Annotated in this window: 25 protein-coding genes; 10 read left to right on the forward strand and 15 right to left on the reverse strand. The window is 64.5% G+C overall.

From position 1 onward, the window contains the following. The first annotated feature begins 33 nt into the window (after nt 1-33). The 6 genes from AC07UX_RS09405 (at nt 34) to AC07UX_RS09430 (ending at nt 5,469) form a co-directional block, all read left to right on the forward strand. Nucleotides 34-534: a RidA family protein gene (locus tag AC07UX_RS09405; RefSeq protein ID WP_495191629.1), complete on the forward strand. Its 501-nt coding sequence runs from the start codon at nt 34-36 to the stop codon at nt 532-534. A 117-nt stretch (nt 535-651) separates the two neighbouring features. Beyond that, the gene (locus tag AC07UX_RS09410; RefSeq protein WP_495191630.1) at nt 652-2,238 is read left to right on the forward strand and encodes a flavin monoamine oxidase family protein; all 1,587 of its coding nucleotides are present in this window, start codon (nt 652-654) and stop codon (nt 2,236-2,238) included. Further along, nucleotides 2,238-2,636, forward strand: coding sequence for a c-type cytochrome (locus AC07UX_RS09415; RefSeq protein WP_495191631.1), 399 nt, complete (start codon nt 2,238-2,240; stop codon nt 2,634-2,636). Before AC07UX_RS09410 ends, AC07UX_RS09415 begins: the two co-directional genes overlap by 1 nt. Further along, the gene (locus AC07UX_RS09420; RefSeq protein WP_495191632.1) at nt 2,633-3,763 is read left to right on the forward strand and encodes an aminotransferase class I/II-fold pyridoxal phosphate-dependent enzyme; all 1,131 of its coding nucleotides are present in this window, start codon (nt 2,633-2,635) and stop codon (nt 3,761-3,763) included. The genes AC07UX_RS09415 and AC07UX_RS09420 overlap by 4 nt, the downstream gene beginning before the upstream one ends. Continuing rightward, nucleotides 3,760-5,019, forward strand: coding sequence for an aminotransferase class V-fold PLP-dependent enzyme (locus AC07UX_RS09425; RefSeq protein ID WP_495191633.1), 1,260 nt, complete (start codon nt 3,760-3,762; stop codon nt 5,017-5,019). Before AC07UX_RS09420 ends, AC07UX_RS09425 begins: the two co-directional genes overlap by 4 nt. A gap of 18 nt (nt 5,020-5,037) precedes the next feature. Then, on the forward strand, nt 5,038-5,469 hold the full coding sequence (locus AC07UX_RS09430; RefSeq protein ID WP_495191634.1) for a RidA family protein: 432 nt from the start codon (nt 5,038-5,040) through the stop codon (nt 5,467-5,469). A 60-nt stretch (nt 5,470-5,529) separates the two neighbouring features. On the opposite strand, the gene AC07UX_RS09435 is transcribed toward AC07UX_RS09430, so the two are convergent. The 8 genes from AC07UX_RS09435 to AC07UX_RS09470 form a co-directional block, all read right to left on the reverse strand. Beyond that, a complete protein-coding gene (locus AC07UX_RS09435; RefSeq protein WP_495191635.1) occupies nt 5,530-5,946 on the reverse strand; it encodes a hypothetical protein in 417 nt (138 codons plus the stop codon). 41 nt (nt 5,947-5,987) lie between these two features. Continuing rightward, nucleotides 5,988-6,182 (reverse strand): Trm112 family protein, encoded by a 195-nt coding sequence (locus AC07UX_RS09440; protein WP_495191636.1) that lies wholly within the window; start codon nt 6,180-6,182, stop codon nt 5,988-5,990. Between the two features lie 40 nt (nt 6,183-6,222). After that, the gene (locus AC07UX_RS09445; RefSeq protein ID WP_495191637.1) at nt 6,223-6,837 is read right to left on the reverse strand and encodes an LON peptidase substrate-binding domain-containing protein; all 615 of its coding nucleotides are present in this window, start codon (nt 6,835-6,837) and stop codon (nt 6,223-6,225) included. A 5-nt stretch (nt 6,838-6,842) separates the two neighbouring features. After that, the gene (locus AC07UX_RS09450; protein WP_120250860.1) at nt 6,843-7,754 is read right to left on the reverse strand and encodes a tetratricopeptide repeat protein; all 912 of its coding nucleotides are present in this window, start codon (nt 7,752-7,754) and stop codon (nt 6,843-6,845) included. Nucleotides 7,755-7,851: 97 nt separating this feature from the next. Continuing rightward, on the reverse strand, nt 7,852-8,697 hold the full coding sequence (locus AC07UX_RS09455; protein WP_495191638.1) for a MipA/OmpV family protein: 846 nt from the start codon (nt 8,695-8,697) through the stop codon (nt 7,852-7,854). 85 nt (nt 8,698-8,782) lie between these two features. Next, entirely contained in the window at nt 8,783-9,220 is a 438-nt protein-coding gene (locus AC07UX_RS09460; protein ID WP_495191639.1) for a DUF2141 domain-containing protein, read from the reverse strand. After that, entirely contained in the window at nt 9,217-9,945 is a 729-nt protein-coding gene (locus AC07UX_RS09465) for a sterol desaturase family protein (protein WP_495191640.1), read from the reverse strand. Before AC07UX_RS09465 ends, AC07UX_RS09460 begins: the two co-directional genes overlap by 4 nt. Before the next feature lie 135 nt (nt 9,946-10,080). Then, nucleotides 10,081-10,971 carry a prephenate dehydratase gene (locus AC07UX_RS09470; protein ID WP_495191641.1) on the reverse strand — a complete coding sequence of 297 codons (891 nt, stop codon included), beginning with the start codon at nt 10,969-10,971 and terminating at the stop codon, nt 10,081-10,083. A gap of 173 nt (nt 10,972-11,144) precedes the next feature. Here AC07UX_RS09470 and AC07UX_RS09475 point away from each other — a divergent pair, with 173 nt between their 5' ends. Further along, nucleotides 11,145-11,768, forward strand: a complete 624-nt coding sequence (locus AC07UX_RS09475) for a c-type cytochrome (RefSeq protein WP_495191642.1) — start codon at nt 11,145-11,147, stop codon at nt 11,766-11,768. A 69-nt stretch (nt 11,769-11,837) separates the two neighbouring features. After that, nucleotides 11,838-12,380, forward strand: a complete 543-nt coding sequence (locus AC07UX_RS09480; protein WP_495191643.1) for a GNAT family N-acetyltransferase — start codon at nt 11,838-11,840, stop codon at nt 12,378-12,380. A 52-nt stretch (nt 12,381-12,432) separates the two neighbouring features. Here the strand turns inward: AC07UX_RS09480 and AC07UX_RS09485 are convergent, their stop codons facing one another. After that, nucleotides 12,433-13,749: a hemolysin family protein gene (locus AC07UX_RS09485; RefSeq protein ID WP_495191644.1), complete on the reverse strand. Its 1,317-nt coding sequence runs from the start codon at nt 13,747-13,749 to the stop codon at nt 12,433-12,435. A gap of 150 nt (nt 13,750-13,899) precedes the next feature. Here AC07UX_RS09485 and AC07UX_RS09490 point away from each other — a divergent pair, with 150 nt between their 5' ends. Beyond that, entirely contained in the window at nt 13,900-14,580 is a 681-nt protein-coding gene (locus AC07UX_RS09490; RefSeq protein WP_495191645.1) for a YiaD family glycine zipper/OmpA-like lipoprotein, read from the forward strand. Nucleotides 14,581-14,675: 95 nt separating this feature from the next. On the opposite strand, the gene AC07UX_RS09495 is transcribed toward AC07UX_RS09490, so the two are convergent. From AC07UX_RS09495 to AC07UX_RS09515, 5 genes are read right to left on the reverse strand one after another with little or no spacing between them, the layout of a single operon-like run. Beyond that, entirely contained in the window at nt 14,676-15,293 is a 618-nt protein-coding gene (locus tag AC07UX_RS09495; RefSeq protein ID WP_495191646.1) for a MarC family protein, read from the reverse strand. Further along, nucleotides 15,290-15,973 (reverse strand): YybH family protein, encoded by a 684-nt coding sequence (locus AC07UX_RS09500; RefSeq protein ID WP_495191647.1) that lies wholly within the window; start codon nt 15,971-15,973, stop codon nt 15,290-15,292. The genes AC07UX_RS09495 and AC07UX_RS09500 overlap by 4 nt, the downstream gene beginning before the upstream one ends. After that, on the reverse strand, nt 15,970-16,863 hold the full coding sequence (folD, locus tag AC07UX_RS09505; protein WP_495191848.1) for a bifunctional methylenetetrahydrofolate dehydrogenase/methenyltetrahydrofolate cyclohydrolase FolD: 894 nt from the start codon (nt 16,861-16,863) through the stop codon (nt 15,970-15,972). The genes AC07UX_RS09500 and folD overlap by 4 nt, the downstream gene beginning before the upstream one ends. After that, nucleotides 16,860-17,186 carry a DUF167 domain-containing protein gene (locus tag AC07UX_RS09510; RefSeq protein ID WP_495191849.1) on the reverse strand — a complete coding sequence of 109 codons (327 nt, stop codon included), beginning with the start codon at nt 17,184-17,186 and terminating at the stop codon, nt 16,860-16,862. Before AC07UX_RS09510 ends, folD begins: the two co-directional genes overlap by 4 nt. Beyond that, complete coding sequence (locus AC07UX_RS09515) at nt 17,183-17,497, reverse strand: YggT family protein (protein WP_495191648.1); 315 nt, start codon at nt 17,495-17,497, stop codon at nt 17,183-17,185. Before AC07UX_RS09515 ends, AC07UX_RS09510 begins: the two co-directional genes overlap by 4 nt. Before the next feature lie 136 nt (nt 17,498-17,633). Between AC07UX_RS09515 and AC07UX_RS09520 the strand changes: the two genes are divergently transcribed. After that, nucleotides 17,634-18,158, forward strand: coding sequence for a GNAT family N-acetyltransferase (locus AC07UX_RS09520; RefSeq protein ID WP_495191649.1), 525 nt, complete (start codon nt 17,634-17,636; stop codon nt 18,156-18,158). 38 nt (nt 18,159-18,196) lie between these two features. Here the strand turns inward: AC07UX_RS09520 and argB are convergent, their stop codons facing one another. Then, entirely contained in the window at nt 18,197-19,114 is a 918-nt protein-coding gene (gene argB / locus AC07UX_RS09525; RefSeq protein WP_495191650.1) for an acetylglutamate kinase, read from the reverse strand. Between the last annotated feature and the right edge of the window lie 117 nt (nt 19,115-19,231).

A 19,231-nucleotide genomic window follows, 5' to 3' on the forward strand; every position in this document is an offset into this window, starting at 1 on the left:
GGCCCTCCACTCTATTATGGAAGGGGGATTGTCATGAAAGCAGCGATTATTGCCACATCGCTTCTGCTCGCCACGGCCACCGGATCGGCAGTTGGATCGGCTTCGGCCGCCACCGTCGAACATAAGCAGGCGCCCGGCGCCATGATCGCCAGCGCTGCCATCGTGCCGCCCGGCAGCACCTTCTACTATCTCTCCGGCGCCACCGCCGCGCCGATCAATCCCGCCGACACCGACAGCGCGGACGCTTATGGCGATACCGAAGCGCAGGCCCTGTCCATCTTCACCAAGATGAAGGCGCAACTGGCCGAAATGGGCCTGACCATGGGTGACATGGTGAAGCTCACCGTCTTCCTCGTCGGCGATCCCAAAAAGGACGGCAAGATGGACCGCGACGGCCTGACCCGCGCCTATAAGAAATTCTTCGGCACCGCCGACCAGCCCAATCTGCCGACCCGTTCCGCCTTCCAGATCGCAGCGCTCGCCCGGCCGCAGCAGCTTATCGAGATAGAGGGCGTCGCGGCCAAGGCACCCTGAGCCGTTCGGGTCGCACCAACGGAAAAGAGATTCAAGAAGGCAGGGCCCATAACGGCAGGGATTTTGGGGGCGAGGCCCCTGCCGCACCATACTCGCCCGTCCAGACGGGAAGCCAGCATGACAGACTCTACAGCACCCAGCCGCCGTGACCTTTTGACCATGATCGGCAAGGTCGGCGGCGCGGCGGCCATGTATCAGGCGATGACCGCGCTGGGCCACGCCGCCGAAACCCAGTTCACCGGCCCGCCGGTGCTGAGCGGCGCAAAGCCCGGTGCGTCCGTCATCATCCTGGGCGCAGGTCTGGCCGGCATGGCCGCTGCCTATGAGCTGCAAAAGGCCGGATACAGCGTCAAGATACTGGAGTTTCAGGATCGCCCCGGCGGCCGCAACTATTCGCTGCGCGGCGGCGATACCTTCACCGAAAGCGATGGCACGGTGCAGAAGGTACAGTTTGCGCCCGGCAATTATATCAACCCCGGCCCATGGCGCATCCCGCACCATCACAAGGCATTGCTCCATTATTGCCGCCAGTTCGGCGTCGCGCTGGAACCCTTCATCCAGCTCAACCATAATGGCTTCATCCATTCTACCGAAGCCTTTGGTGGCAAGCCGATGCGCTACAAGGAAGTCGCGACCGACTTCAAGGGTCACACCTCGGAACTTCTGGCCAAGGCGGTCAGCGCCAAGGCGCTGGACGACAAATTGTCCGCCGAGGACAAGGAAAAGCTGATGGAGGCGCTCCGCAACTGGGGCGTGCTGGACAAGAATCTCGCTTACACCAGCAGCCTGAAAGTGTCCGCCCAGCGCGGCTATGATCAGGCGCCCGGCGGCGGCCGCAACGGCGCGCCCACCCCGTCGCAGATCGCCAAGTTGCAGGATGTGCTCGACCCGCAGGTCTGGACCGCCATGTCCTTCTATTTCAGCTATGTCATGCAGACGACGATGTTCCAGCCCGTCGGCGGCATGGACATGATCGGCAAGGCCTTCGCCAGGAAGATCGGCAAGATCGTCACCTACAATGCCAAGGCGACGAAGGTGGCGCAATCGGACAAGGGCGTGACCGTCAGCTACAAGGATGTCGCGACCGGCCAGATGCACGATGTCAGCGCCGACTGGTGCGTCTGCACCATTCCGCTGTCGATCATCAGCCAGGTCGACATGCAGGTGTCTCCGGCGCTGAAAGCCGCGATGAAGGCGGTCCCCTATGGCGGCCACGTCAAGATCGGCATGGAATTCAAGCGTCGCTTCTGGGAGGAAGACGACAATATCTATGGCGGCCACAGCTTTACCGACCAGACCATCACCCAGCTCTCCTACCCCAATGACAAGATGTTCGGGTCCGGCCCGGCCGTGCTGCTCGGCGCCTTCGCCCGCGACCTCGCCGGTTTCCAGCTGGCCAGCATGACGCCGCAGCAGCGCATCGAAACCGCCCTGAAACAGGGCGAGGTCTTCCATCCGCAATATCGCAAGGAATTTCTCAGCGGCGTGTCGGTACCATGGAGCCGCGTGCCATGGATTTTGGGCTGCACTTCCGCCTGGAGCGAGGAAAACCGCAAGGCGCATTACAAAAATCTCGTCACGCTCGACAATCGCGTCGTTCTGGCGGGGGAACATGCCAGCTATTATGGCGGCTGGATGGAAGGGTCGATCCTGTCGGGGATCGACGCCATCACCCAGATCCACGAACGCGCGCAGGCCGCCTGATGCGCGGGGCAATCCTGCGCCTGGCCGCGCTCACGGCGCTGGCCGCCGCGCCCGCTCTGGCGGATTCCCCCGGCGGCCGCCCGGTCAAGATCGCCCTGCCCGATGGAGAGCAGGTTTATAACCAGATCTGCGCCGCCTGCCATCTGGACAAGGCGCAGGGGTCGCCCGACGGCACCGTTCCGGCACTGGCCCACAATGCCAAGCTGGCCGACGCCGATTATCCGATCACCGTGGTCATGAAGGGCCAGGGCGGCATGCCCTGGTTCTCCGAAATGCTCACGCCGGCGCAGGTCGCATCGGTCGTCGGCTATGTCCGCACCCATTTCGACAATAGCTATCCCGAACCTGTCAGCGAAGCCGCCGTGAAGCGCATCGCTGCGCAAGGAAGCGAAGAATGACCGACGCCAGCCTATCCCGCCGCATGCTGATGCGCGGCGCCATAGCCGCCGCCGGTGCAGCGAGCGCTGCCCCCGCCCTCGCCCAGCGCGGGCGAAAGGTCGCCCTGCCCGACGATCCCGCCGCCATGGTGGCGACCCTGACCGACGCGGTCTATATCAACAGCAACGAAAACCCACTCGGCCCCTGCCCCGCCGCCCTGGAAGCGCTTGGCGGCCTCGACAAGCTGTCCGGCCGCTATGGCATGGCGTTCGCCGCACAGCTGGAACGGCTGTTCGCGCGGCAGAACGGCCTGAAACCGGAAGAGGTTCAGGTCCACCCCGGTTCCTATATGACGCTGCGCTCGGTGGCGCTGACCTACTCATCGCAGGACCGGCCGATCGCCTTTTTCGAACCGACCTTCGACAGCGGCTTCGTGGGGAAGGGCAACAAGGTCGTCACCAGCGCCGTCCCTATCCCTCTGTCCGGCGATTTCCGTGGCGACCTGCGTCAGATGCTCGCCGCCGCGCCCAATGCCGGCGTCTATTATATCTGCAATCCTAACAACCCAACCGGCCTCGTCACGCCCCGCGCAGACATTGAATGGCTGCTCGCCAACAAGCCCGCAGGGTCGGTGCTGCTGATCGATGAAGCCTATATCCATTTCAGCGATGCGCCATCCTGCCTCGACCTGGTGGCAAAGGGCGCGGACGTTCTGGTCGCGCGGACCTTCTCGAAAATCTACGGCCTTGCCGGTCTGCGCTGTGGCCTCATCGCCGGACGGCAGGATCTGCTCGACGGCATGGCCGATTATGGCGTCAATATCACGCCCATGCCCGCCGTGGTCACCGCCGAAGCCAGCCTGCTCGACCCGAAATTGCTGCCGGAGCGCAAGGCGTATAATAAAGCCGTGCGCGACGATCTCTTCGCCTGGCTCGACCAGCGCGGCATCCGTTATCTGCCCAGCGAAGGCAGCTTCGCGATGATCCATGTCGGCCGCCCCGGCGCGGCGGTGACGGCAGCGCTCGCCGCCCAGAAGATCTTCATCGGCGGCCCGCGCAAGCATATGGACGACTGGGTTCGCGTTTCCTTCGGCACGCCGGCGGAAATGCAGGCGTTCAAGATCGCCTTCGCCAAGGTCATGGCATGACACTGTCCCGCAGGCAGGCACTGGGCGCAGCGATCGCCGTTCCGCTGGCGGCCCAGGCCGCCCGCGCGGCCAGAACTCCGACCAGCCTGCCGGACAAGGCCAGCTTCGCGCCGACCCCCATCGCCTATCTCGACAGCGCCTCCACCCATCCGATCAGCCTGAGCGCACGCGCAGCGATGGACGCCTATGTCGCCGCCCGCACGCTCGATCCCGCCGCCACTGCGCGCAAGCCTGTCGATCGCGCTGCAACCCTTGCCAAATTCGCCCGGCTGGTGAACGCCGACCCGGACGAAGTCACCTGGGTTCAGTCCACCACCATGGGCGAGCAGGCGATCCTGCGCGCGCTCGGCTTTCCGCACAATAAAGGCCGCGTCGTCACCGACACGCTCCATTTCTACGCCGGTTTCCCGATGTATCAGGAACTGGCGAAACAGGGGATGGACGTCGCCTGGGTGCAGGCCCGCAATGGCCGCATCGCTATGGAGGATATGGCCAAAGCCATCACGCCGGGCACCAGGCTGGTCAGCCTTTCGCTCGTCTCAACCTATAATGGCTTCCAGCACGATCTGAAGGCCGTCTGCGACCTCGCCCATGCCGCCGGCGCGCTCGTCTATGCCGACATCATCCATGCGGCCGGCGCAGTCCCGGTCGATCTCCACGCCAGCACCGTCGATTTTGCCGCCTGCGCCACCTATAAATGGCTGATGGGCGATTTTGGCCTGGGCTTCCTCTACGCCCGGCGCGGCGTGCTGGACAATCTGCCGCGCGCGGACTTCGGCTATTATGGCTTCGCCGCTCCCGGCGCCCCGCCCGGCATCACCCTGTCGCCACCGGAAACCCATATCTATCCCATGGACCCGCCGGGCGACGCGCCGGTCAGCTACAGCATCCGTCCCGGCGCGCTCGGCCATTTCGGCACCGGCACCTATGCCCAATCGGTTATCGCCGCGATCGACCATGGCCTCGACTATATCAGCGCGCTGGGCGTGCCCACGATCCAGGCCCATGCGCAAAGCCTGATCGCCCCGCTGCGCGACGGCCTGACCGCCAAGGGCTACGGCATCATCACCCCGCCCGGCACGAAGACCCCGATCCTGACCGCCCTGCACCCCCAGGCCAGAGCCCAGCTGACCGAGCCTCTGGCCAAGGCGCAGGTGCGCATTTCGCTCCACGACCATCATTTCCGCATCGCCCCCTCGGTCTTCAACGATATGGGTGATGTGGACCGCCTGCTCGCCGTGCTCCCGCGCGCCTGATCCTGTATGGAGAGACTTATGAAGCACCTTCTCGCCACCGCCCTGCTGCTGGCCGCCGCGCCAGCCTTCGCCCAGCCTGCCGCCACGCCGCAACCCATGCCGGCCAAACTCCCCTTCTCCCCCTCGATACGGGTGGGCGACATTCTCTTCATGTCGGGCCAGATCGGCCAAGTGCCCGAAGGGATGGACAAGCATAAGGAAGGGTTCGACGCCGCCGTCAAAGGCGCGATGGACTCGATCGGCAAGATATTGAAAGACAACGGCCTCGACTATGGCCATGTCGTCAAATGCACGGTCATGCTGGACGACATGGCTGACTGGCCGCGCTTCAACGCCGCCTATCTCCCCTATTTCGCAGGCAAACGCCTTCCCACCCGCAGCGCGTTCGGTGCAGACGGCCTGGCACTGGGCGCCCCGCTCGAAGTGGAATGTATCGCCGCATTCAAATAAGGCACAATATTCCCCTCCCATCCAGGGAGGGGGCAAGGGTCGGTCGCGCGCGAAGCGAGCCTATATCTGCCGTTTGGCGTTGAAGGGCGGAACGATCTTGCAGCGATAGGACCGCGCTTCGTCGATCAGGCCCGCATGCAATTCGGTCGACAGGACCAAGGTCGTCCGGTCCAGCCGCTCGACCCGGCGGGTATCGCTCAATATGCCGCTGATCACCCCGCCGCCCTGCTTGACTAGCGTGATGGTCGCATCGTCCTGCGCCACGATCTTGTTCCATGCCCCACCGGCATCGCGCCAGCGCCCACCGGTAAAGTCGATCACGATCTCGCGCACCGACCGGTCGTCGGCGGTACAGGACAGGCCCCGGCTGTCCGACACGGCCGGTCCGACAGCAGGCGGCGCGGCCGGCGGCGTGGCGGCCATCACGGCCGGCGCAGCGAGCACCATCAACAATGACAAGGCCAGTCTCTCAACCATGACCCGATGATATCAGACCCGCAGGCCAAACGATATACCGGTCAAATCGGCACAGCCTTCCGCACCACCAGCACCGGCACGCCATCGCGTACCGGAAAGGCCAGCCCCGCCGCATCGGACAGCAATGCCTCCCGTTCCGCGTCCCAGCGCAGCAGCGTGCGCGTCACCGGACAGACCAGCTTGCCCAGCAGCCACGGATCTATCGGGACGCCATTTTTTCCGGCAACATCGCTCATGCCCCGTCTCTCACTGCGCCTTCTGTCACTGCCCCGTTTTTCACTGCATCGTCGCGCTGCCATCGCGCTCTATCCGCCCGACGATCTGCATCAGTTGGATGATCCGCTCAGACCGCTCGGACAGCGTATCGGCCTCCAGCAATGTCTGCTTGGCCGCCGGATCGAACGGTACGATCTGCGCGATCCCGTTGACCAGCGCCGTATCGTCCAGCCGCGACACAGCCGTCCAATCCACCACATAGCCCAGCAAATCGGCAAAGCGCCGCGATTCCTGCTCCAGCGCCGCACGCTCGACCGCGTGCAGCACCTCATCCTCCTGCGGCGCCTGTTCGACATCCGCCTCGATCTGCCGGAACTGGGTGGACACCGTCAGCTCGCGGACCACGCGGAACCGGGTCAGACCCGTCAGCACGATGTTGAAACGTCCGTCATCCAACGCCTCGATCTGGCTGACATGGCCCAGGCACCCGACATCGAACAGCGGCGGCACCGCACCTGCCCCACGCGGCTGAATCATGCCAATCCGCCGATCGCGCGCCATGGCGTCATGGATCAGCGCCCGATAACGCGGCTCGAATATATGCAGCGGCAGGTCCATGCCCGGCAACAGCAAGGCACCGGACAAGGGAAAGATCGAGACGCGCGCGAGCGGCATGCGCGTTACGAAAAAAGGATTTGGGACAGCTTGCGCCGCTGCGCCGACACCCATGGATCTTCCAGACCTACGGCGTCGAAAATGGTCAGCAACTGCGCCCGCGCCGCGCCATCATTCCACGCCCGGTCGCGCCGCACGATCTCCAGCAGCGCTTCGGCCGCGCCGTCGCGATCGCCATTGGCCATCAGCCCGCCGGCCAGCTCGAACCGCGCCTCATGATCGTCGCCATCGGCATCCACCCGCGCCTGCACGCCCGAAAGGTCCGCCACCGGCTTGACGTCGCGCGCCAGCGCGATGGCGGCACGCGCCTGATCGATCGCCACATTCTTCGCCACATCGGCGGGCAGCGCGGCCAGCACCGCCTCCGCCTCGTCCAGCTGACCCAAAGCCACCAGCGCCCGCGCCAGCCCTGACGCAACCTCGACATTGTCCGGCACCATCTCGGCCAGCTGGCCGAACACCGAGAGCGCCCGTTCGGCATCGCCAGCCGCTAGCACTTCCTCACCCATGGCGATCAGCGGCGCGATTTCCTGCAACTGCGCCTTTTCATCGGATTCGATCGGCAGTTGCGACAGCAGCTGGTCCAGATACTGCTTCAATTGCCCTTCAGTGCGCGCCTGGCTCAGGTCCGCAACCGGCTGGCCCTGAAACACGGCATAGACGGTCGGGATCGACTGCACCCGGAACTGGCTGGCGATGAAGCCATTTTCGTCGACATTCACCTTGACCAGCTTCACGCCCTTTGGCGCATATTCCGCGCAGACCTTCTCGATCACCGGGGTCAGTTGCTTGCACGGCCCGCACCATTCGGCCCAGAAATCGACGATCACCAGGCTCGTGCGCGAAGGCTCGACCACATCCTGGCGAAACGCCTCCACGGCCGCCTTGTCAGCCTCGCTCAATCCCAGGGTCGCCACGCTCATATCTCCTGCCAATGCGGTCATGCACCGCCGTCATACCGCGCCTTATGTGGGGCGTCACCCCTTGCGGACAAGACGAAAGGGCAGGAAAGCGTCAGAAGGTGTAGCCGATGCCCAGCGCACCGACGAACTGGTTGCGCGATCCGGCGTCCGCGACGATCGGCGAATCCGCATATTTGCCCAGCACGCGGGAATAGCCGGCCACGCCGAATATCGCCCAGCCCTTGCGCAAATCACCCGACAGCGACTTGCCGGCCGACAGATTGACGTTCAGCCGCTTGAAGCCCGACCCACCGGCCCGGTTATAGACATCCAGACCGCTGGCCAGGCTCTCCTGCGGGGTAATATCGAAATAATAACGACCATATTTCTTGCCGACATATTCCGCGGACACCGACGCACCGACGAAGCTCGTCAGCGACAGGGGCGTGAAATATTCGATCGTGGGAGTCACGACATAGCTGCCATGGGCGCCCGCCACATCCTTGGTCACCGCCACCCGCGCCGACAGATTGTCATAGTCGCTGGTAATCACGCCGGTCTTGCCGACACCGACAAATCCGCCGACCTCGACCGCGACGTCACGCTTGCCCAGCGCCCGTACGGCATCGTCGCGGATCGCCTTGCGGCTGGTACGGTCCAGCCGGACATTGACCACGGGCCCCAGTTCGAAATCGACGCCGGTGCCGGTCGGATCGGGGATGGCATCGACATAGAGCGCCGTGCCGCGCGTCCAGAAGGCGAAATCATGCACCTTCCCGCGCGCCTGCACCAACGGCATCACGCGATAATCGTCGGACCCCTCATAGCTTGGGATGGCCGCGACTCCGGCGCCCACGGTCAGCGTGCTATGCTGCTCCTCTTCCTGCGCCATGGCAGGCGCGACGAGCAATTGGGCCACGACGAATGTCGCAGCCAGTCGGCAGCGGAAATGATCCATGATAGCCCTGTTTATGAAGATGCGTTCAGGGCGTAGAATGTTTCGGAAGCTTAGCGGTTCCCACACCCCGAAGGACGGCGCTGGATCACAGAAAATATTTAAGCCTGATTGCCTGCTCCACCGGCGCGCCTGCAACTGGAAAGCTGGACGATTTGAAGCTGGGCGCGCCAAAGCGCAGCACCGGATTGCGCGAGAAACCCACGCCCTCGCGCGGGATGCCGGCAAAGGTATCCAGCTTCCCATTGCCATTTTCGTCATGGATGATCGCGATGGCATAATCGCCCGGCACCATCGCGCCGAGCGGGATCGGCCCACTTTTCACCGGGACGGCGAAATGGCGCTTCTCCGGGTCTTTGGTGCAATCGGGGAAAAAGGCCGCCGTGCGGGTCACGCACACCAATATCTGCCCTTTGGCCGATCGCAGCCCGTCAAGCGTCATGCCGATCGGTTGCGACTGCCCCACTGGCGCCGCCCCCGTCAACCCTGCCAGCGCCACCATCGGCGCCCAAAATCCAGCCTTCATCCGCGCCCCTTCCTGAAATCGCCCAGCCCTTTATCGGTGCCGCACAGCCGGTCCCAGACGCGAAAATAAAGCCCGTAATTGCAATTATACTGGTCGTGATGCCGCTGATGATGGGTCGCGGTAATCAGCCATCCGCCCAGCGGCCCGCGCACCATCCAGCGCGGGAACATCTCCCACCCCATATGATTGCTCACCCCCATCACCGTCATGATCGTCAGCACGCATCCCAGCACCGCTACATGGATCGGGATCAGCAACACCAGAACGGGAATCACGAAGGCCCCCGTCACCGCTTCCCAGGGATGGAAACTCATCGCCGCCCAGGCCGTCGGTGGCCGGCTGGCATGATGCACCGCATGGGCGACACGAAACAGGCGCGGCCGATGCATCCAGCGATGCGTCCAGTAGAACCATGTGTCATGCAGCGCCAGATAGAGCAGCAGCGACACCGGCATCCACCAGAGCGGATAAGCGCCGACATCTTCATAGATGCGCGTCCACCCCCGCGCCTGCCAGCCCCAGGCGATCACGCCCGCCGGCACGCCGTAGATCAGCGCGGACAATAGCGACCAGCCAATCTCCCGCCCCATCTGCTTTTCCAGCCCCCGGTAGAGGCCCGGCTGCCTGATCCGCGTCGCCAGTGCAAAACCCCCGCTCGCCAGCAGATAGCGCCCGCCGACAATGGCGCTCATCGCAAGAGCGGACAGGATGATGGCTGCGACCATGGCAGGGGCTATAGGCGCGGTTACGCCGCTGCGAAAGAAGAACAAGCCGGCAATCGCACTCCGTCCCCCGGCGAAGGCCTGGGTCCAGTTTGGATCGTGCAGATGAACCCCGGCGTTCGCCGGGGGACGGACATGTTAAGTCCGCGGCCGCGCCTGCCGGTAACTGCCCAGCTGCCGCACCCATTTGCTATGGAATTCCAGCTCCGCCAGAGCGCGATCGACCGCCGGATCGCCCGGCATCCCTTCGATATCGCAAAAGAATTCGGTCGCGGCGAAACTCGCCCCGCGCTGGTAGCTTTCCAGCTTGGTCATGTTGACCCCGTTGGTCGCAAAGCCGCCCATCGCCTTGTAGAGCGCGGCCGGAATATTCTTCACCTCGAACAGGAATGTCGTCATGACCGGCCCGACATTGGCGGTCGGCAGCTTGGGATCGCGCGCCAGCACCAGGAAGCGCGTCATATTGTCGTCGCTATCCTCGATATTCTCGGCGATCAGGCGCAGGCCATACAACTCCGCCGCCAGATAGGGCGCAATCGCCCCTTCGCCCGGCGTGCGCGTTTCTGCCACCAGCGCGGCCGCACCCGCCGTGTCGGCATAGGCGACCGGCTGGATGCCCCGCTCGCGCAGATAATGGCGACACTGGCCCAGCGCTTGGGGATGGCTGATCGCGCTCTTCACCGGGCTGTTGTCCGGCGCCATCAGGCAATGGCGAATGCGCAGGAAATATTCGTCGATGATCGACAGGCCCGATTCGGGCAGCAGGAAATGCATATCAGCCACCCGGCCATGCAGGCTGTTTTCGATCGGGATGATCGCCCGCGCCGCCAGGCCGCTGCGCACTGCGTCGATCGCGTCCTCGAACGCGAAACAGGGCAGCGGCACGCAATCGGGCGCGTAGCCCAGCGCCGCCAGATGCGAATTGGCGCCCGGCGCGCCCTGATAGGCGACCGCGCGGGCCGGATCGATCGCGGCCTTGGCGGCAAGGTCCGCGACGATCGCGCGGGCGGGGGCGGGATAATTTTCCATGGATGCCCGCGCGCTTAGGATTTCCCCCGTCCGCGCGCAAGTATTGGCATGCTGTTCCATGACAATAGGGATGAACCCGGCTTGCGCCTGCGCGTATCCCCCATTATGGCAACCCACAAGAGGGGGCGCGGAAGACAGCCGCCATAACAATAAGGCAAGGGAAGTCTGGCGAGATGAGCGATCGTTTCAATACCGCAGCGGGTTGGGCGTTATTTGCAGGGATCGTAGCGCTAGGCGGCGCGATCGTCAGTTCCAAGATCTTCCATGAAGAACGGCCCGAAAAGATGGGCTATGCCATCGAAGGCGTCGAAGCAGAGGGCGAAGGCGCAGCCAGCGGCCCCGGCCTCAACACCCTGCTCGCCAGCGCGGACGTCGCCGCCGGTGAGAAGGTCTTCGCCAAATGCGCCGCGTGCCACACCGTCAACCAGGGCGGCGCCAACGGCATCGGTCCCAATCTTTACGCCACGGTCGGCGAAGCCATCGGCCAGGGCAAGGGCGGCTTCGCCTTCTCCGAAGCGCTCAAGGGCAAGGGCGGCGAATGGAGCTTCGAGAATCTCGACCATTGGTTGAAGAGCCCGCGTGAATTTGCGCCCGGTACGAAAATGACCTTCGCCGGCCTTGGCAACCCGGCCGATCGCGCCAACCTCATCGCCTGGCTGAACACGCAAGGATCCAACCTGCCGCTGCCCGCCGCCGACGCGGCCCCGGCAGCCGAAGGCGCAAATGCGGCCGGAGCCGGCAACGCGGCCAATGCCACCGAAGCCCCGGCTGAGAACGCCGCCAACGCCAGCGAGTAAGCGGCGATCGCCGACAGCATAGAAATACGCGATCTAACGGGCGCGGCACTGGTCGCCGCGCTCGATTCATTGGCGCAACTGCGCATCGCCGTCTTCCGCGACTATCCCTATCTCTACGAAGGCAGCGGCGGCTATGAGCGTGGCTATCTGACCGCCTACGCGCAAAGCCCCGGCGCGCTGATCGCGGGCGCCTTTGCGCAGGTTGACGGGCAGGAACGATTGGTCGGCGCCGCCACCGCTGCCCCCATGGCCGATCATGCCGCCGCCTTCGCCGAACCCTTCCGCGCACGCGGCATGGACATCGGGAATATCTATTATTTCGGGGAATCGGTGCTGCTGCCGCAATGGCGCGGTCATGGCGTCGGCCACGCCTTTTTTGATCGCCGCGAAGCCAAGGCCCGCGCACTGGGCTTCGCCATGGCCAGCTTCTGCGCCGTCATCCGTCCCGTCGACCATCCGGCCCGCCCGGCCGACTACAGCCCGCTGGACCCCTTCTGGCGCAAACGCGGCTATGTGCCCGTTGATGGCCTCATCGGCCATTTCAACTGGCAGGAACCGGGCGATCAGGTTGCCAGCGACCACGCCATGCAATTCTGGGTCAAGGCGCTGTAGGCTCAAACTCCCCGTTCGCTTCCAACGGATTGCCTGTCCAGTTCACCAAACGCTACCGCTCTGCCACCAGCAGCTTGTCGATCTTGCGCCCGTCCATGTCGACGATTTCGAATCGCCATCCCTGATCGTCGATATAATCGCCGACCTCCGGCAATCGCCGCATCAGCCACAGCACATGGCCCGCCACGGTCGCATAGTCGCGGTCCTCCGACAGGTCGATGCCGATCCGTTCGGCCAGCTGATCGATCGGCATCTGGCCCGATACCAGCAGGCTGCCATCCTCCCGCTCGACCATGTTCGGCTCGTCATAGGCGTCGCGGTCCGACGCGAAATGGCCGGCGATCGCCGACAGCAGGTCCGCCGGGGTCACGATCCCCTCGAAATGGCCATATTCGTCATGGACCATCACCATCGGCACGTCGGACCGGCGCAGCACCTCCAGCGCGTCCATCGCATCGACCTGATCGGGCACGACGTCCGCCCGACGCATCAGGCTTTCCAGATTGAGCGCCTCGCCCCGGAACAGCGCGGTCATGATGTCGCGCGCCTGGACGATGCCGATAATGTCCTCCACCGACCCGCGCCCCACCGGCAGGCGAGTGTGCGGCGTTTCCAGCAAGCGGCTGCGGATGGTGGCATCGTCGGCCGCGATGTCGATCCAGTCGACGTCCATGCGCTGCGTCATCACTTCGCGCACCGGCCGGTCGGCCAGCCGCACAACGCCCGAAATGATCGCCCGCTCGCTTTCCTCGATGACGCCGGACTTGCTCGCCTCCGCGACGATCAGGTGCAGTTCCTCTGCGGTGACATGGCTTTCCGATTCGCGGTCCAGCCGCAACAGCTTGAAGATCAGGCTGCTCGATCCGTCCAATATCCACACGATCGGCGCCGTCAGCTTCGCCAGCCATTGCATCGGCACGGCGACCAGCACGGCGATCGGCTCCGGCGCTCGCAGCGCGAACTGCTTGGGCACCAATTCCCCCGCGATCAGCGAAGCATAGGTGGTCAGGCCGATCACCAGCGCGAAACCCGCATTTTCAGCAAGGTTGGGCGCCAGGCCCAGCATCTGCATCCGCTGGCCCACCGGCCCGCCCAGGCTCGCGCCCGAATAGGCGCCGGTACCGATGCCGATCAGGGTAATGCCGATCTGCACCGTGGACAGGAACCGCCCCGGATCGGCCGCCAGCGCCAGCGCAGCCTTCGCGCCCTTGCGCCCGGCCTTCTCCATCGCCTGCAAGCGCGGTTTGCGCGCCGACACGATGGCCAGTTCGGACATGGCAAAGACACCGTTCAACGCGACAAGCGCCAATATGATGACAAGATCTGCCCAGGGAAAGGGCGTCGGATTGAGGGGGGGGATCGTGGCCATGGTGGTCAACTACCTCCTATAACCGCTAATCTTTCAATTTCACAACATCCCCATCATCATCGGTTCAGTTCGCTGGTGGAACAATAGATTTGCTCGGTTATTGAAAGGGGCAGACGCCTTGATCGGGCGAAAAGACAAGGGAACAGGTTCATGAGGATTTCTCACCGCATCATCGGCGCCGCCGGCCTCGCCGCCATGCTGGCCACCACCGCCTGCACCACCGATCCCGAAACCGGGCAGCGCAGCATTTCCAAGGCGGCGATCGGCGGCATCGGCGGTGCGCTGGGCGGCTATCTGCTGGGTGATCTGGTCGGCGGCCGCAACGACCGCACGGAAAAGATTCTGGGCGCTGGCATCGGCGCCGTCGCGGGCGCTGGCATCGGCTCCTATATGGACGCGCAGGAACGCAAGCTTCGCGAGGAAACCGCAGGCAGCGGCGTGGACGTGATTCGCGACGGCGACAATCTGCTGCTGCGCATGCCGTCGGGCATCACCTTCGCATACAACAAGTCGGACGTTCAGCCGCAATTTCAGCCGACGCTGGACGACGTCGCATCGGTCCTGGCCCAATATCCCAAAACCTATATCGACGTGTACGGCCATACCGACAGCGACGGCGCCGACGCTTATAACCAGACCCTGTCCGAACGCCGCGCCCAGTCGGTCGCCGCCTATCTGACCAGCAAGGGCGTCCAGTCCGCCCGCATCGGCACCCGCGGCTTTGGCGAGACGCAGCCGATCGCCTCCAATGCGACCGAAGAAGGCAAGGCCGCCAACCGCCGCGTCGAAATCAAGATCGCCCCGGTAACGGAAGCCGACGTGAAGGGATAAACCACCATATCCGTTCGTTCCGAGCGAAGTCGAGAAACGTGAAGCGCATTGTTACCGCTTCCCGACAAGCTCGAAACGAACGGCGCTTATGTCTTTTAAAAACTCGCCTTCAACCCGTCGATCACGAACTGCGCCGCCAGCGCCGCCAGCAGCACGCCCAGCAGGCGGGTAATCACCGCCTCGATCTTGCGCCCCAGCAGCGCCATCAGCGGCCCCGCCGCCAGCAGCGACCCCAGCATCAGCAGCAACGTTACCAGCACCGCGCCCAGCACCACCATGCGCTGCGCCATGCCATCCGCCCGCGACATCAGCAGCATGACCGTCGCGATCGACCCCGGCCCGGCAATCATCGGCATCGCCATGGGGAAGACGGAAACATCCTCCACCTCCGGCGTCTCGGCGATCTTCTGTGCCCGGTCCTCGCGCCGTTCGGTCCGCTTCTCGAACACCATGTCCATCGCGATCAGGAACAGCATGATTCCGCCCGCGATGCGGAAACTATCGAGCGCAATCCCCAGCGTGCCGAGCAGCTGCTTGCCCCACAGGGCGAATACAAACAGGATCGCGGCGGCGATGCCGACGGCCCGGATCGCCATCGCCCGCCGCTGCACCGCATTGGCGCCGGTGGTCAGGCTGGCATAGATGGGCGCACAGCCCGGCGGATCGATCACCACGAACAGGGTGATGAAGGCGGAAATGAACAATTCGATCATGATCCCGCCTTCACTCTATCGTCGATCACGGTTTGATATTCATTGCCCGTCCACATCCGCACGCTGACATGGCGGCTGCCGTCGTTCGCCGCATCGGCGCTCCAGATCAGGCTCTCATCGGGCGGCGGGGGCGGCGCGTCACCCTTTTTCGTCTTCCCGCCCGGCACTGGCGCGGGCGGCGGCCCATCCGGCCGCTCGCTCCGCTTGCAGGTGGCGACCTTGCCGGTCAAAAACTCCGGCGCCTCCCGCGCCACGCTCAGCGTGTCGCCATGGTCCATGATCCATCGCCAGCGCCCCTTCTTGTCGCGCCGCCAGATGGTCGTGAAATAGCCGACCGATCCGTCCGGCCGCTTCCAATTGCCGGTGCTGGCAGCCAGATCGCCCCCGCACGACACATAGACGATGGATGGCGCCCAACTGACCGAAGCCGCCGGGTTCGCCTGCTTCCTCAGCCAGTCCTTCGCCACCACCTTCTGCGGCACGAACATCACCGCGTCATCGGCCGCGGTCTCGGCAAAAGCGGTCCATTGCCCCTTCTGCTGCGCCAGTCGGTTGAAGGCGATCTCCGCCGCGATCACGCTGCTGGGATCGGGCTGGAAGCGCAGCGGCGGGCGCGCGGAAACCGGCGCAGCGGCCAACATCGCCACGCCAAGGGACAGCAGCGTCCGTCGCGCCGTCACAGCCCCTCCGGCTTGGCCAGCCCCGCCCGCGCATGCGCCGCGACCAGCGTGTTGCGCAGCAGCACGGCGATGGTCATCGGCCCGACGCCGCCCGGCACCGGGGTTATGGCACGCACATGGGCCAGCGCCTCGGCCGTGGCGACGTCGCCCACGATCCGGCTCTTGCCGTCCTCGCCATCGGCGATGCGATTGATGCCGACGTCGATTACGGTCGCGCCCGGCTTGATCCATTCGCCCTTCACCATCTCGGCCCGGCCCACGGCGGCAACGACGATATCGGCGCGATGCACCACGCTCGCCAGGTCGCGGGTGCGACTGTGCGCGATCGTCACCGTCGCGCTTTCGGCCAGCAACAGCTGCGCCATCGGCTTGCCCACGATGTTGGACCGACCCACGACCACGGCTTCCAGCCCGGACAGATCGCCCAGCTCGTCCTTCAGCAACATGATGCAGCCCAGCGGCGTGCAGGGCACGAGCGCCTCCTGCCCCGTCGCCAGCAACCCCGAATTGACGACATGGAAACCGTCCACATCCTTGGCTGGGTCGATCGCACCGATCACCGCGGCTTCATCGATATGCTTGGGCAGCGGCAGCTGAACCAATATGCCGTCCACCCGCTCGTCCTGGTTCAGCTCCTCGATCAGGTCGAGCAAATCCTCTTCGCCAATGCTGTCGGGCCGCTTGAACTCGAAACTTTCCATGCCGGCCGCGACCGTCATCTTGCCCTTGGACCGGACATAGACGCTGCTCGCCGGATCTTCGCCCACCAGGACAACGGCCAGGCCCGGCTTGCGCCCGGTCGCGTCCACGAAGGCGCCAACGCCGTCGGCCACCTTGTCGCGCAGGGTTGCGGCAAAGGCCTTGCCGTCGATGATCTTGCCGATGGTCATGTCTGTTCTACCCATGTTGCAATAAGGGCGGTCAGGCGGGCGGACGCTCCGCCTCCGCCAACAATCCGTAACCGCTTTAGCCGGTTGGTATCGCCCGATTCCAGCAAAATCGCGCTGCGCGGCCAATCCAGCCGTTTCGCCAGCAGCACGATCAGTGCGTCATTGGCCCGCCCCTTTTCGGGTACGGCACGGACGCGAGCGGACAGCCATCGCGCGCCCTGCGCACCGGTCCAGCTGCCGCCTATCTCTTCCTTCGCCGATCCCGGCGTCAACCGGACGCTCAGAAGCAGATCGTCGCCGGCTACGCTCCAGACAACGTTCAGGCCACCGCCCGCATCAGCGCTGCAAACAGATTCTCGCGCACCGGCCCTTGCAGGATGATGATCGCCAGCAACACGACCATGGGCGCCAGGTCCAGCGCACCCAGGTCGGGCAAGACCTTGCGCACCGGACGATAGAGCGGCTCGGTCATCCGATCGAGCGCATAGAGGCCGTTGCGGACATATTCGTTGGAGGTGTTGATGACGTTGAACACGATCAGCCAGCTCAGCACCGCCTGCACGATGATAATCCACCAGATCGCTTCCAGCACGATATAGACGATGCCGTTCAGGGCGTTGAGAAATTCGAACAAGCTATCGGCCTTCCATGCTGCGCTGCCGCGAATGTGACGCTGTATCTAACCGCGAGCCGTCGCCGGGACAAGCACGCGCCGGGCTTTATTCCACCAACGACGGGACAAAATCGACAGGCGCGCTATAGGAGGGACCATGTTGTTTAGAGACGCCGCTCCCGCCGACGCCCCCTTGATCGCCGCCATCCATGTCGCCAGCTGGCGCATCGCCTATGCGCATATCATGGACCCCGCCTATCTGGCCGGCCCGATCGAGACGGAACGGCTGGCAAACTGGACGCAGCGGCTGGCTGCGCCGCCACCGGGCCAGCGGATCATCATTGCGGAACGCGATGGACAGGCGATCGGCTTCACCTGCGTCGTGGGCGGGGCCGATCCGCGCTGGGGAACATTGGTCGACAATCTGCACGCCCTGCCGTCGGCCAGGGGCGGCGGGATCGGCACCGCCCTGCTCGACCAGGCTGCGCGCTGGGCGGTGGCGGGCTGGCCGGACGCGGGCCTGTTCCTGTGGTGTTATACCGAAAACAATGCCGCGCGCGGCTTCTACGCAGCGCGCGGCGGCACGGAGGTCGAGGATTGGGAAAAGCCCGGCCCGGATGGACGAACCCTGCCCGAAAAACGGATCGCCTGGCATGATCCGAGGATGCTGATACGCGCCTGATATCTCCCCTCCCTTTCAAGGGAAAAGGATGGACGGGTCTATTTCCGTACCAGCGTGCCGGCACCCTGATCGGTGAAGATTTCCAGCAGCATCGCATGCGGCACCCGGCCATCCAGGATGACGGCGGCGTCCACCCCGCCTTCGACCGCACGAACGCAGGTTTCCAGCTTGGGGATCATGCCGCCGCTGATCGTGCCGTCATTCTGCAACACGTCGATCGCTGCGGGGTCCAGGTCGCTCAGCAACTGGCCCTGCTTGTCCAGCACGCCGGCCACATCGGTCAGCAGGAAGAAGCGCGACGCCTTCAATTCCGCCGCGATCGCGCCAGCCATCGTGTCCGCGTTCACATTATAGGTATGGCCATCGACGCCGATGCCCACCGGCGCGACCACCGGAATGATGCCGGCCTGCGCCAGCGTGTCCAGGATGCGACGGTCGACCGCCACCGGATCGCCCACAAAGCCCAGGTCGACATTGCGCTCGATGCCCGAATTGGGGTCCGCCTCGCGCTTGCCTGCCACCTTCTCGCACAGGACCAGGCCCCCGTCCTTGCCCGAAATGCCGACCGCGCGTCCGCCTGCACCGGCGATCCATGCGACGATTTCCTTGTTGATGGACCCGGCCAGCACCATCTCGGCGATCTTGGCGGTTTCGGCATCGGTCACGCGCAGGCCGCCTACAAATTGCGATTCGACGCCCAGCTTCTTGAGCATGGCGCCGATCTGCGGCCCGCCGCCATGGACGACGACGACATTGATGCCCACGGCCTTCATCAGCACGACATCTTCGGCGAAATCGCGCGCGGCTTCCGGATCGCCCATGGCATGGCCGCCATATTTGACGACAAAGGTCTTGCCCGCATATCGCTGCATATAGGGCAGCGCCTCGACAAGGGTCTCTGCCTTCGCGAGGAGCGCGGGATCGGGGGCGTGCTTGCTGTTCATGCGCGCGCGCATAAGGCTATATGGTGCGCACCGCAAGTTTTGCGCGTTTGGGAAGGGCGATCCGCCCGTTCGCATCGATCCTGTTTACGCCTGTCGCCTGGCTAGGCAATGAAAGCTGCCATGGCATAA

The organism is Sphingobium sp. GW821-FHT02B05, from assembly GCF_059421905.1.